We start from the raw sequence: 13,572 nt of genomic DNA on the forward strand, positions 1-13,572 counted from the left end.
AAAAACCGGTCCAGCTGCTCGTTGGCAGCTGAACGGACTCACCATCGGAGACATGCATTCCGACTTGCCGCCAGATTCGAAAGTTCTAGTGCTGATCGGTATAGGGCAGCAGGGCAACGTATCGTGCGCGCTTGATGGCCGTGGCCAGCTGACGCTGATAGCGAGCCTTGGTACCCGTGATGCGACTGGGAACGATCTTGCCGGTTTCGGTAACGAAACCCTTGAGCAGTTCAAGATCCTTGTAGTCGATTTCAGTGATGCCTTCGGCAGTGAAACGGCAGTATTTACGGCGACGAAAATAACGTGACATGATGAATTCTCCTGGTGGGATCAGTTGGCGGCGTCAGTAGCTGCAGCGGCAGGTGCTGCAGTCTCTGCATCCGAGCTACCGGAATCATCGTCGCTGCTGCGTGCGCGACGCTCTTCGTCACCACGAGATTCTTCTTTCTTGATCAGGTGTGAGGCTTCCGTGATCGCTTCGTCACGCAACAGAACCATGTGGCGGATGACGGCGTCATTGAATTTGAATGCACTGGTCAGTTCGTCCAGCGCCTGCTGTCCACACTCGATGTTCATGAGTGTGTAATGGGCCTTGTAGATCTTGTTGATGGGATACGCGAGCTGACGACGTCCCCAATCTTCCTGACGATGAATGACACCGTCCTGAGCTTCGATGATTCCGCGATATCTTTCGATCATCGCAGGCACCTGCTCGCTCTGGTCAGGGTGGACCAGAAACACGATTTCGTAATGGCGCATTATTGCTCCCTGTGGATTAACGCCCGCCCCGATACCGAGGAGATACAGGACTGGACGAGGAAGTTTACCTTGCCGGTTGACAAAGCCTTTCAATCATAACTTGTTTTTCAATACGTGACAAGCAATCGAGTAGCGGATCACGCCACTCGCCTGCCCTGTCGTAACGCGAATTGCGGCCGGATCAACCCCGCTGCCGAACGACCTCGAAAAGACTGATACCTGCAGCCACTGACACATTCAGACTGCTGACCGCCCCCTTCATGGGCAATTGGTACAGCTGATCGCAGCGCTCTCGAGTCAAACGACGCATTCCACGCCCTTCCGCCCCCATCACCAGTGCAACATGACCGGTCAGATCCAGATCAAACAGACTGTCACTGGCTTCACCGGCAGCCCCAAACACCCAGACCCCCAGATCCTGCAGCTCGCTCAGCGCTCGCTGCAGATTGCTGACCTGGAACAACGGCACCGATTCGGCAGCTCCCGAAGCCACTTTTCGTACCACGGGCGTCAGGCCGACACTGTTATCGGCAGGAACCACCACAGCATCAACCCCCGCGGCGTCTGCACTGCGCAAACAGGCTCCCAGATTGTGTGGATCCTGCACCTCATCCAGCACCAGCAACAAGAGACTGCTGTCCCGCTCCTCGAACAACAACTGCTGCACGAATTCACCCAGATTCCGGCGAACTCCTGCAGAGCTGCCCTTGAGCCGAGCGACAACCCCCTGGTGCTGAACGTCGGCAACCAGCTCATTGAGCGTCGCCCGATTGACCTCCTGCACCTCGATGGCGTGCTTGCCAGCCAGAACCTGAAGATCCCGTAACCGGGTATCACGACGCCCTTTCTGCACGAAAAGGCAATCGATTTCGCCAGCGGAGCTCTTCAAAGCAGCCTTCACGCTGTGCAGGCCACCCACATATTGCTCAGTCATGAATCCGAACACCTCATCAGGATGCGTCTCCGGATGTCTTGCCCGCAGTCGCCTTGCCGCGCGATGCCGATTTCTTGCGACCGGCGCTCGACTCGCCGTGACGCCCGCCTGCTGAAGCCTTCTTCGCAACTGCCTTGCCGGCCGCGACCTTCTTCGACGTCACCTTGCCGGTTACAGCCTTGCTGGCAGCGCTCTTTCTGGTCGCCACCTTTTTCGATACCGCCTTTCCTGCAGCCTTCTTCGACACGGATTTTTTCGTGACCGCCTTCTTCGCCACGGCCTTCTTGCCGGCTGCTTTCTTCGCGACGGCCTTTCTGACAACAGCCCCTTTTGCCGCAGCCTTCTTCGTGATGGCTTTTCTGGCGACTGCCTTTTTCGCAACAGCCTTCTTCGTGATGGCTTTTTTGGCGACTGCCTTCTTCGCAACAGCCTTCTTCGTCACGGCTTTTTTGGCGACTGCCTTCTTCGCCGCAGCTTTCTTCGTAGCCACCTTCTTCGCAACCGCCTTCTTCGCCGCAGCCTTTTTCGTGACGGCCTTCTTCGCGGCGGACTTTTTCGCCGTAGATTTCTTCGTAGCCACCTTCTTCGTAGCGGCTTTTTTCGCCACCGACTTCTTCGTCACCGTTTTCCCTGCGACCACCGTGCTGGCGGCAGCGGTTGTACTCGATACCGTGTCTGAAGCAGCGACTTGCGAGGACACGGCCTCCTCTGCAACAGCCATACTCGCTGCGGCCTTCTTCGCAACAGCCTTTTTCGAGGTAGCCTTTCTGGTGATGGCCTTTTTCGCGGCAGTCTTCTTCGATACGGCAACCGGCGTCGCGGCTGTCTTCGAGACCACCTCCTTCGCCGCAGCTTTCTTCGCCACCGCTTTCTTCGACACTGCCTGTTTCGCCGCTGCCTGCCGGGTCGTGGTCTTCTTCGACACCGCACTGCTGGCTGCCTTCTGCTCCGTCTCCATGTGAAGCTCTCGTGCCGAATCGTTCTCGGCCATCTTGCCCTTCTGTCTGCCCGTGGTATTGGTGATGACCGGGTCAATGAGCGATGCCTTGCCCTGTGGCACCGTTTCCGGTGCGCCGGTCATTGCCTCGGCTTGACCTTGCGCAGACGCCGCAGCCCTGTTCGCCGCCCGCTGCTCGGCTCGCTTCAGGTCGCGTCGTTTCTGCTTGCGACGTCGCTTCTCCTTGCGCCGCTGCTCGGCTGACTTGATCTTCTTCGGCTGCTGACCTTCTGCTGCCTGCCCAGCCGCCGCAATACTCGGCTGCACGGCGCTCGACTGCACGGCATTGACAGGCGCCTTGCGCCTCGCCGCCTTGCCGCGGGATGACCGGTGCTCGACCTCATTGAAGTCGATCTTGCGATCCTCGAGATTCACGGCAGCCACGCGAACGACGATGGCATCCCCCAGATGGTATTGCCTGCCGGTTCTTTCACCCGTCAGAGACTGCGCTGCCTGGTCGAAGCGGTAGTAGTCACGGGACAGGTTCGTGATATGCACCAGACCCTCGACATGTATACCTGTCAGCTCGACAAACAGGCCGAAGGAGGTCACGGCAGAAATGACACCCTTGAACTCACTGCCGACATGTTCCTGCATGTACTCGCACTTCAGCCAGGCAACCACCTCGCGAGACGCCTCTTCGGCGCGTCGTTCCGTCATCGAGCAACTCTCACCCAGGGCCTGCATGGCCTCGCGAGAGTAGCGGTAATCGCTCACCTTGCGACGTGATATCAGATGCTTGATGGCTCGATGCACCAGCAGATCCGGGTAGCGGCGAATCGGCGACGTGAAGTGAGCATACTGTTCCAGCGCCAGACCGAAATGGCCTTCATTGGCTGGCTGGTACACCGCCTGCTGCATCGACCTGAGCATCACGGTCTGGATGACACTGCGATCGGGCAGATCCCGGATATCTTCTGCCAGCGCAGCGTAGTCAAGAGCGGTAGGCGACTCGCCGCCACCCAGCGTCAGACCACGCAGCGCCAGAAAGGCTCGCAAGTCAACCAGGCGCTCGGCCTTGGGACCAGCGTGCACGCGATACAAGGCCGGAATTTCATGCTTTTCGAGAAATGCCGCAGCCTCGATATTCGCCAGAATCATGCATTCTTCGATCAGCTTGTGTGCATCGTTTCTCTGGATGGGCACAATCTCTCTGATCTTCTTGTTCTCATCGAAAATGATGTGAGTCTCATTGGAATCGAATTCGATGGCTCCTCGCTTCCTGCGCTTTTGCGCCAACGCCTTGTACAGCCGATGCAACTCCTCGATCATCGGCACCAGAGGCTGATGCTTGTCGCGCAGCGGGGAAGCCGGTTCGCTCAGCATTTCACTGACCTGGTCATAAGTCAGTCTGGCATGAGAGCGCATGATGCCATTGTGAAAACGAGTCTTCGTCACGACGGCCTCTTCATCCAGCGTCATCTCGCACAGCATGCAAAGTCGATCGACGTTCGGATTCAACGAACACAGACCGTTGGACAGTACCTCCGGCAGCATCGGCACGACGCGACCGGGGAAATAGACAGAGGTACCGCGGTCGATGGCTTCCTGATCAAGCGGTGATCCGGGATCGACATAATGGGCGACATCGGCAATCGCCACGATCAGGCGCCAACCCTTGTCCAGTCTTTCGCACCAGACAGCATCATCGAAGTCCCGCGCATCCGCCCCATCAATGGTAATCAGTGACAGCTGTCGAACATCCTTGCGATTGCCCGCCGCATGTTCGTTGACCGTCGCGGAGAACGCCGATGCCTGCTCGACCACCGCCTCCGGCCATTCCGATGGTATGCCATGGCTGTGCAGGGCCACATCGATCTCCATTCCGGGCCGAAGATGCTGTCCCAGCACTTCCACCACTCGACCTACCGGTTGATGACGTCTCGTTGGCTGCTCGATGATCTCGGCAACCACCATGTCGCCGTGTACGGCATCGGACAACTCCCCCGCTGCGATCAGCAGGTCCTGATGAATACGCTTGTTGTCCGGAGACACTACAACTGTGCCCCTGTCGATGGAAAGCCGTCCGACCAGTGTCTTGTTGGCGCGCTCCACCACATCGACGATACGACCCTCGCGGCGTCCGCGCTGATCGGTACCAGTTATGCAAACCACCACGCGATCACCATGCAGCACCTGTCGCATCTGTTTGCCATTGAGATAGACATCCTTGTCATCGTCATCGGTGATCAGAAAACCGAAACCATCGGGATGAGCGCTGATGCGTCCGGCGATCAAGGCCTCGGTGTCCACCGGCACCAGCCCACGCTTGCGGTTCTGGATCAACTGCCCGTCACGCAACATGGCACCCACTCGACGACGCAGTGCCTCCATCGCATCCGCATCGCCGGTCAGAGAAAGCTTCTCTGCCAGTGTTTCGTAATCGATTGGTCCTTTCTCTTCCTTCAAAACAGTTGTGATGAATTCACGACTCGCGATCGGAGAGTCGTAGCGAGACTGCTCGCGAGAACGGTGTGGATCGTTGTCAGCCCTTGATCTACCGCGTTTTTTTGTACTCATTGTGCTCGATGTAAAGTCATGATGTGTCCAAGGGTACGCCAAAGCGTCATGTTCAAGTAGGCATCCACTGTAATTGTTTTGCCAGGGTTGTTGACTAAAGCAAAAAGCTTGTGTAAATTACGCGCTTCCCAACGACGAGTTGGGCGACACTTCGGGCCGAGGTGGCGGAATTGGTAGACGCGCATGCTTCAGGTGCATGTATCCTTTGGATGTGGAGGTTCAAGTCCTCTTCTCGGCACCACGCTCTTCATCAAGGAGCGTGCATCAGGTAATCAACAGCCTGAAATTGACCATCAGGTCTCAACTCCCACACCTTCACGTCAACAGGCGCTACAATCGCAGCCTGACCCCTCGAATGTAACATCTGGATCCTTGCCAATCGATCCATCTGATGCATGGCTGTCCGAGGGCCCTATTCTGCAGATCGTTCTGTCGGGGTCCATGCGCCACCGATTCAGAACAGGGACATCTGAACATGACGTTTTCTGCCTTGTATTTGCTACCGGCTCTGGCTTTCGTGATTCTGCTGCAAGGATCACTCGTCACAGTCAGAGGCAATCTCCAATACAGATCCAGACGCTTTCAGCGACGGATACGAAGTCGAGTGCTGTTCTTTCGCGCTCTCGTCGTCAGTCTGCTTGTGGCAACGGCAATCACCAGGTTCTGGCCACTACCCGGACTACCTTCTCTGGTTCAGGGAGTCCTCATTGCCACCGCCCTGATGATTCCGTTTGCAATCTACGCACTGTATGTGCGCCTGACCTCTGGCAGCAGCAAACAGTCTCACGCGGATGATGAGCGGCATGAACACTCTGCAGAGACCAAAGACACGACCACAGAAGCGACAGGCGACTTGCCAGGCCGCGAGAAGACACTGCAGGACAACAACGCAATGGCGGCCACCAGCCTGCACAGTCAGGAAAGCGAGAGCAATGAGTCGGCGCTCGACCAGACTCTCAGCGTCGGAGAACAACTGGAGACGCTCGACGAGCTCGTCGACTTTCACGATATCGGCAACGAAGAATATTCTTCCAACTCGGGCAGTTCACCCGGAGAGGCTTTCAATCCACTGGAGAAGGCCATCGCCATAGCCCGAGAGGGAATTCTGGAAGAACCTGCCATCCGGGACTATTCACGCGAAAACCTGCCAGCCAGAAGCAGCGCGGAACTGGCCGAGATGGTTGTCAGGCTGCGGTCCGACAAGATGAAGCTGCAGAAGCTTGTCATTGCACAAAAGGCGGTTATCGACGCCGAGAAACAGGCACACGACAGAACGAAGGTCGTGGTCAAGGACGCAATATCGGTAATGCGCCATGCGCGACATGGACAGAGAATTGCGGAAAAGATCGCGCGTCGCGAACGAGCCGAACGGCAGCGACTCGAGAAGGACCTGGACAAGGTCAAGCGCCAGCTGGACAACGCTCTCTCGACCCTACCCACTGCGCCCAGAACAGAGGTCGAAGAAGCCTGAAGGGACAACACAAGGTGATACATTCCTGCAGCGCATCGACACGCGCTGCAGGAACGACATCAGGCCTGATCGATCAGACCGATTCCGGCAGGTCTCCGTAGGGCCATTCGATCACGATGTTTTCGTTACGCTCGCGCCCTGTTGATACCAGATGTACCGGAACTCCTGTCAGCTCCTCCAGACGCAGGATGTAATTCTGCGCTTCGACAGGCAGATCAGACATGGCCGTGGCACCCTCGGTGTTCGATTTCCAGCCAGGCATGGATTCATAGACCGGCTTGCAGCGATCGAATTCATCAGCGCCGATGGGAGGATGATCGATCTGCTGACCATCGAGTTCATAGCCGATACAGATGCTGATGGTCTCCAGTGTGTCCATGACATCCAGCTTGGTCAGACACAAGCCCGTGACACCATTGAGAATGGCCGCTCTGCGTACAGCCACGGCATCAAACCAGCCGCACCGACGCTGTCTGCCCGTGGTGGCCCCGAATTCATTACCTCGCTCACCCAGCACTTCGCCCACGTCATCGAACAACTCGGTCGGGAACGGACCCGCGCCAACACGCGTGGTGTAAGCCTTGGTAATGCCCAGCACGTAATCGATCATGCCAGGGCCACACCCACTACCACTGCAAGCGGCCCCGGCCACCGTGTTGGATGAGGTGACAAAGGGGTAGGTGCCGTGATCAACATCCAGCAGGGTTCCCTGCGCACCTTCGAACATGATGCGGTTGCCTGCCCGACGATGTGAATCGATCATGCCCGGTATGTCGTCAATCAGCGGAGCCAGGCGACGAGCCTGCTCGCGCGCATCACGCTTGATGGCTTCTGCATCCACTTCCGGCATGCCATGCCCGACCAGTGTGGCGTTGTGATAGGCACAGGCAATGTCCACCTTTTCGTCAAACCGCTCGAGAACCAGCAGATCCTGTACGCGAATGGCACGCCGCGCGACCTTGTCTTCATACGCCGGACCGATACCTCGCCCTGTAGTACCAATGGCATGCTTGCCAGCCGCCTTCTCACGCGCCTGGTCCAGCGCGATGTGATACGGCAGGATCAGAGGACAGGCACCGCTGATTCGCAGGCGATTCTCGACAGGTACACCCCGCTCACGCAGCATGTCCATCTCCTTGAACAGTGCTTCCGGTGATACCACCACACCATTACCGATGACACACATGACGTTTTCACGCAATACCCCACTGGGTACCAGGTGCAGGACAGTCTTCTCCTCACCGATGACCAGGGTATGTCCTGCGTTGTGACCGCCCTGAAAGCGGACCACCAGAGAGGCCTGTTCTGTCAGGACATCGACAAATTTGCCTTTGCCTTCGTCGCCCCATTGCGTGCCAAGCACGAGCACACTGTTTGCCATAGCTTACTGTCTCGAATTTCTATTGACTGATGGGGTTTATGATAATGCTGCGCCGCCTGAACATGTCGATACGTCCCACGACCGTATCACCAAGGCAAGCTGAATCACGACTCGATGGCATCAATCTGCCAACTTCCGTCGCGATGAACGAGTACGCGATCACATTGGCAGTCCACGGCTGCCATGGAAGATCCCGCCAATGCCGTCACTACCCGCTCTCCGGATTGCCTCAGCTGACAAATCCGCACCCATAATTCATGATCCATGGTGGAATCCACCCAGATGCCCCGGTTTGCCGGGGCCATGTCATCACTTCTGGCGTACCCGGCCAAGGCCAGGTTGATCAGATCACCACTGAATCCGGTCGCAGGTCGCGCGCGACCAAACAGCTCGCCAATGGCATCGTAACGTCCACCGCGGGCGAGCTCGAATCCGGCCTTGTCGTAGAGCGTGAAGACAATACCGGTATGGTACCGATAACCACGCAACTCGGCCAGATCAATGTGCAACTCCAGCTCGGGATGGATGACCTTGACGGCATCGGTTACTGACTGCAGGTTGTCGAGCGCCTCCTGTACCGCGTAACCGGCACCCGTCAGCGCCTCACGGGCTTCGAGCAATACGACCGAACTCTCCCCCGCAAGACCTGCCAGATCCTGAAAATAGCGGCTCACTTCTGCCGATACGCTGGCAGCCTCGAGCAGTTCCTGCATTTCCGGCAAGGAACCACGCAACAGAACCTGAAACAGTGCCTCCGACAGTTCTGCATCCAGGCCAGTGTCCTGAATCAGACCACGAAAGACACCGACATGCCCCAGATCCAGCAGCAGCGCCTCGCTGCCTACACCTGACAGCAACACATTGTTGAGCATCAACTGGATGATTTCCGCATCGCTGGCAGGCCCCGGATGCCCGAACAGTTCGGCACCGAACTGCAGAGGTGTACGGCTGCCACCGGCACCGTCGCTGCGTGCGCGCAAGACGCTTCCCACATAGAAAAGCCGATTGGGCAATTCATTGCGCATGGCATGCGCGTCGATACGCGCAACCTGTGGCGTCATGTCGGCACGAACACCCAGAGAACGTCCATTGTGCTGATCAATGAACTTGATGGTCTCCAGATCCAGGGTCTCACCCGTACCGGTCAACAGACTGTCGAGATACTCGATGAGCGGCGGCATTACCAGCTCATAGCCCCAACGATAGTTGTTGTCCATGATCTGCCGGCGCAGGGTTTCCACGCGCCAGGCGTCCTCCGGCATCAATTCATTGACGCCATCGGGCAGCAGCCAGCGTTCGGTACGCGGATCGTTTGCGGTTTTCAAAGCTCAGCGCACTAGTGTTAGCAGGATGACGCCCGCAATCATACTGCACAAGCCGATGATCCGCATGCGGCTATCGGGCTGTTCCAGCATGACACGGATGGCGTTCTTGTATCCGGCCGGGTTGATGAATGGCAGCAAGCCCTCGAGTACGAGTACCAGACTGACGGCAGTGAGTATCTCGACAAGCATGACTACGATGGCATGAAAGTGGTACGGCAGACAAGGCAAGACCCCGTCGCCGGACAGCGGACGGGGTCAGACAGGAGACCGGTCAGGCTGGTCTCGGCAGCTATCACTCCGTTGGAGGAGTGATGGTCGCACCGTTGAAGTACTTGAAGAACTCGGAATCCGGCTTCAGCAGCATCACATCCCCGCTGCCGGAGAATGCCGAACGATAAGCGCTCAGACTGCGATACAGACTGTAGAAGTCCGGGTCCTTCGTGTACGCTTCCGCATAGGTTCTTGCCGACTCCGCATCTCCCGTACCGCGGGTCTGCTCGGCACGTGCATAGGCTTCCGCCAGCAACTCTTCGCGAATACGATCGGCGGTAGCGCGAATCTTCTTGGCTTCCTCTTCACCCTGAGAGCGAATCTCGCGGGCAATCTTGGCCCGATCCTGCTCCATTCTGCGGAACACGGATTCACGAACATCACCCGGCAGTTCCACCTTCTTCACGCGCACATCGACGATCTTGATACCCAGGTTTTCTGCCTGACGATCCACGGATGCCAGTATCTCTTCACGCAGGCTCGAACGAGCCGAAGACACCACTTCCTTGATGGTTCGCTGACCAAAGGCATCCTTGACACCTTCACGAACGAATTGAGTGAGGCGGCTGTTGGCCCGAGACTCGACACCACCCAGACGCGTATAGAAAACGCCGGTGTCCTCGATACGCCACTTGATGAAGGAATCGACGATCAGGTTCTTCTTCTCGTTGGTCAGCACGCGTTCCGGTTGCACATCGAGAGTCAGTATTCGACTATCGAACTTGTAGATGCGCTCGACCAGCGGGATCTTGAAATGCAGACCCGGCTCGTATTCCGATTCGGTGATTTCCCCCAGAAACAGCTTGATGGCACGCTCACGCTCATCGACGGTAAACACCATCGAGCTGCCCAGCAGCAGCAACAGCGCTATACCAATGAGTACTAATGGATTGGCCAGACGGTTCATCGGACAGTCCCTCTATCACGTGATCGAATGTCGTCGCGTGATGGCAGATTGATTTCATTTGGCAGGTCTGAAAAACGGGGAGAATCGTTGCTCAGACTGTTCAAGGGTGATTCTCCGCCAAGCGCACCTGAATCGGTATTATCGCGTGATTTGTTGACCAGCTGATCAATCGGCAGATACATCAGGCTGTTGCCGTCACCACCGTCCATCAGCACTTTGTTGGTTCGACTGAACACGGTTTCCATTGCTTCCAGATACAGTCGCTCCCGGGTCACCTCGGGTGCCTTGGTATATTCACCCAGCAATGACAGAAAACGTTCGGATTCACCGATGGCTGCCTGCACCACACGTGATTTGTAGGCTTCCGATTCTTCCAGGGCACGCTGCGCGTCACCACGAGCACGCGGCAGAACCTCGTTACTGTAGGCCTGGGCCTCGTTGACGAATCGCTCCTTGTCTTCTCGAGCCTTGATGGCATCGGAGAATGCTTCCTGTACTTCCTCTGGCGGCTGAGCGCGCTCGAGGTTCACTGCCGTGATGTAGATACCGGCCTCATAGGAGTCCAGCACGGCCTGCAGATTGTCGAGTGTGGTATTCCAGACGACGTCCCGACCGGTGGTCAGCACGGATTCGAGCACGGTAGAGCCGACAACTTCTCGCAGGGCACTCTCGACGACCTCTTCCAGAGTCCTGTCCGGACCACGGACATTGAACAGATAGTCCTCGGCGCTCTTGATGTTGTATTGCACCGCCAGATCGATATCGACGATGTTCTCGTCCTGCGTCAGAATCTGCTGGTTGGTGAGCTTGGCGCTGCGAATCTCCTCGACCTCAACTTTTTCCACGGTCTGAAAAGGCCATGGCAGACGCCAGTGAGGACCCGGATTGGTGGTTTTGACAAACGCCCCGAACTGAGTCACGACACCCGCCTGCGCAGGTTGAATGACGTAAATACCGGAGAGCAGCCAGACGATCCCGACAATACCCAGAATCAACCCGATGCCCTTGCTGCCGATGTTGCCACCGGGCAGTCCACCACCTCCACCACTACGAGGAGAGCCGCCGTTACCGCCCTTGTTGCCGGAAACGGAACCAAACCATTTTTTCAGGTTCTTGAATACTTCATCCAGATCGGGCGGTCCACCTGAGTCCTTGTTGCGATTGCCCCAAGGGTCATTGTTGTTTCCGCCTGGCTCATTCCAAGCCATAAGGTTCTCTACTCCAAAGCCGATTAGCCGGCGATTTTATTAACCTCGATGACTGACCGCAAGTGGTCGGCTATCAGGCACGATAGATTCGTCTGTCAACTGATGTTCGCGCGCAATTCGAGCAAATTCAGTCGTGTCGATATCAAGCAGCAAACTGACGCTGCCATCTTCCTGTGTTACCTCTTCCAGGACAGCCGACGCCGCATACAGCTGCGCTCTGAGCCTCCCCTGCGATGGGTCTACCAGCAACCAACCGCTGGTTCGCTGAACGGAAAGCCGATCACCGATTGCCGTGATCAACTCGTCCACCCCTTCGCCGGTGGCAGCTGACAGCCAGACCGCCTGGGTCATGTTGTTTTCCGATCGCTCGGTACGTACGGCATGTCCCGACAGATCAATCTTGTTGAACACCATCAATTGCGGCACCTTGTCCGCACCAATACCGAGCAATACCTTGTCAACGTCATCCCTGCGCTGCTCTCGTTCCGGATCGCTGTCGTCTACAATATGCAGTAAAAGATCAGCTTCAAGAGTCTCGGTCAAAGTAGATCGAAAAGCATCCACCAGCTCATGCGGCAGATCGCGAATGAAGCCGACGGTATCAGCCAGAACCGCACTGACCCCACCCGGCAGATCCAGTCGCCTCAGCGTCGGATCCAGCGTCGCGAACAGCTGATCGGCAGCATAGACGGTTTCCTCGGTCAGCCGGTTGAACAAGGTGGATTTACCGGCGTTCGTGTAACCCACCAGGGCAACCGTGGAAATGCCCGATTTGCCGCGCTTGCTGCGACCCTGCTCTCGCTGCTGCCTGACCTTCGCCAGCCGCTTCTTCAATACCCTGACCCGCTCATTGAGCAGACGACGATCGGTTTCCAGCTGAGTCTCACCCGGCCCTCTCAGACCGATACCGCCCTTTTGTCGTTCCAGATGCGTCCAGCCACGAACCAGCCGAGTCGACAGATGAACCAGTTGCGCCAGCTCGACCTGCAACTTGCCTTCGAAGGTTCTCGCCCGTTGTGCAAAGATATCGAGTATCAGACTGTTTCGATCCAGCACTCTGACCTTGAATTCGCTCTCGAGGTTCCGTTCCTGACTGGGCGATAATGTCTGGCCGAACAGAACGACATCAGGCTCATGCTCGGCCAGCAGCAACTTGATCTCCTCGATCTTGCCTGAACCGATGAAATGGCGGGCAGAGGGCTTCGAACGACTCCCCACCACGACATCCATGACATTCAGACCCGCAGACCTTGCCAGCTCGATGAATTCCGCACGTTCGTCGTCGATATCCGTCGCATGTTCGACGGGGCCGTGTCCGGAACGCGCGGCGGCATTACGCCACTGCGCAATATCGATATGTACGAGGAGCGCATTGTCTCCACTGTCGGGACGATCAAACAATCGGGGGCTGACTCCTCTGCCGGGCTAGGCCCCTGACAAATGGCAGAGCGCCCGGATGGCTGTTACTCGTCGCTGTCTTCATCGCCCGGCATGGCGATCTTCACCGGCCGGCTGGGCACGACAGTCGAAATGGCATGCTTGTAGACCATCTGATTGACGGTATTCTTGAGAAGAACGACGAATTGGTCAAATGACTCGATCTGTCCTTGCAGCTTGATTCCGTTAACCAGGTAGATCGAGACGGGAATGCGTTCTTTACGCAAGGTATTCAGGAAAGGTTCCTGAAGAGACTGCCCTTTCGCCATTTCTTATATCCTAACGGGATGTGCTTATTCACGCAGAAGCCCGTGCGGGTTCCAGACTCGCAAGGGCTTCGGCAGTATGGGAACAGAACCCTGA

Annotated in this window: 12 protein-coding genes and 1 tRNA gene; 2 read left to right on the top strand and 11 right to left on the bottom strand. The window is 56.9% G+C overall.

Annotation, left to right across the window (positions count from 1 at the left end):
* Window positions 1-85: 85 nt before the first annotated feature.
* The 4 genes from rpsR to rnr form a co-directional block, all read right to left on the bottom strand.
* On the bottom strand, window positions 86-310 hold the full coding sequence (gene rpsR / locus ACUNV4_RS11220) for a 30S ribosomal protein S18 (RefSeq protein ID WP_088920025.1): 225 nt from the start codon (window positions 308-310) through the stop codon (window positions 86-88).
* A gap of 20 nt (window positions 311-330) precedes the next feature.
* A complete protein-coding gene (gene rpsF, locus ACUNV4_RS11225) occupies window positions 331-759 on the bottom strand; it encodes a 30S ribosomal protein S6 (RefSeq protein ID WP_430878632.1) in 429 nt (142 codons plus the stop codon).
* A 181-nt stretch (window positions 760-940) separates the two neighbouring features.
* Window positions 941-1,693, bottom strand: coding sequence for a 23S rRNA (guanosine(2251)-2'-O)-methyltransferase RlmB (rlmB, locus tag ACUNV4_RS11230; RefSeq protein ID WP_430878633.1), 753 nt, complete (start codon window positions 1,691-1,693; stop codon window positions 941-943).
* A 16-nt stretch (window positions 1,694-1,709) separates the two neighbouring features.
* Entirely contained in the window at window positions 1,710-5,210 is a 3,501-nt protein-coding gene (rnr, locus tag ACUNV4_RS11235) for a ribonuclease R (protein WP_430878634.1), read from the bottom strand.
* A 155-nt stretch (window positions 5,211-5,365) separates the two neighbouring features.
* Between rnr and ACUNV4_RS11240 the strand changes: the two genes are divergently transcribed.
* Together ACUNV4_RS11240 and ACUNV4_RS11245 are read left to right on the top strand one after the other, a co-directional pair.
* A tRNA-Leu gene (locus ACUNV4_RS11240) sits at window positions 5,366-5,451 on the top strand.
* A 234-nt stretch (window positions 5,452-5,685) separates the two neighbouring features.
* On the top strand, window positions 5,686-6,681 hold the full coding sequence (locus ACUNV4_RS11245; RefSeq protein WP_430878635.1) for a hypothetical protein: 996 nt from the start codon (window positions 5,686-5,688) through the stop codon (window positions 6,679-6,681).
* Window positions 6,682-6,754: 73 nt separating this feature from the next.
* Here the strand turns inward: ACUNV4_RS11245 and ACUNV4_RS11250 are convergent, their stop codons facing one another.
* The 7 genes from ACUNV4_RS11250 to hfq all read right to left on the bottom strand — a co-directional run bounded on the left by ACUNV4_RS11250 (window position 6,755) and on the right by hfq (window position 13,478).
* On the bottom strand, window positions 6,755-8,062 hold the full coding sequence (locus tag ACUNV4_RS11250; RefSeq protein ID WP_430878636.1) for an adenylosuccinate synthase: 1,308 nt from the start codon (window positions 8,060-8,062) through the stop codon (window positions 6,755-6,757).
* Between the two features lie 104 nt (window positions 8,063-8,166).
* Window positions 8,167-9,387, bottom strand: a complete 1,221-nt coding sequence (locus tag ACUNV4_RS11255) for an ATP phosphoribosyltransferase regulatory subunit (protein ID WP_430878637.1) — start codon at window positions 9,385-9,387, stop codon at window positions 8,167-8,169.
* 3 nt (window positions 9,388-9,390) lie between these two features.
* Window positions 9,391-9,576: a DUF2065 domain-containing protein gene (locus tag ACUNV4_RS11260; protein ID WP_430878638.1), complete on the bottom strand. Its 186-nt coding sequence runs from the start codon at window positions 9,574-9,576 to the stop codon at window positions 9,391-9,393.
* A 103-nt stretch (window positions 9,577-9,679) separates the two neighbouring features.
* A complete protein-coding gene (gene hflC, locus ACUNV4_RS11265; protein ID WP_430878639.1) occupies window positions 9,680-10,564 on the bottom strand; it encodes a protease modulator HflC in 885 nt (294 codons plus the stop codon).
* Entirely contained in the window at window positions 10,561-11,772 is a 1,212-nt protein-coding gene (gene hflK, locus ACUNV4_RS11270; protein ID WP_430878640.1) for an FtsH protease activity modulator HflK, read from the bottom strand. The genes hflC and hflK overlap by 4 nt, the downstream gene beginning before the upstream one ends.
* Before the next feature lie 39 nt (window positions 11,773-11,811).
* Window positions 11,812-13,173, bottom strand: coding sequence for a ribosome rescue GTPase HflX (gene hflX / locus ACUNV4_RS11275; protein WP_430878641.1), 1,362 nt, complete (start codon window positions 13,171-13,173; stop codon window positions 11,812-11,814).
* Between the two features lie 62 nt (window positions 13,174-13,235).
* Window positions 13,236-13,478 carry an RNA chaperone Hfq gene (gene hfq / locus ACUNV4_RS11280; RefSeq protein WP_430878642.1) on the bottom strand — a complete coding sequence of 81 codons (243 nt, stop codon included), beginning with the start codon at window positions 13,476-13,478 and terminating at the stop codon, window positions 13,236-13,238.
* Window positions 13,479-13,572: the final 94 nt, after the last annotated feature.

This window comes from Granulosicoccus sp. 3-233 (genome assembly GCF_052681095.1).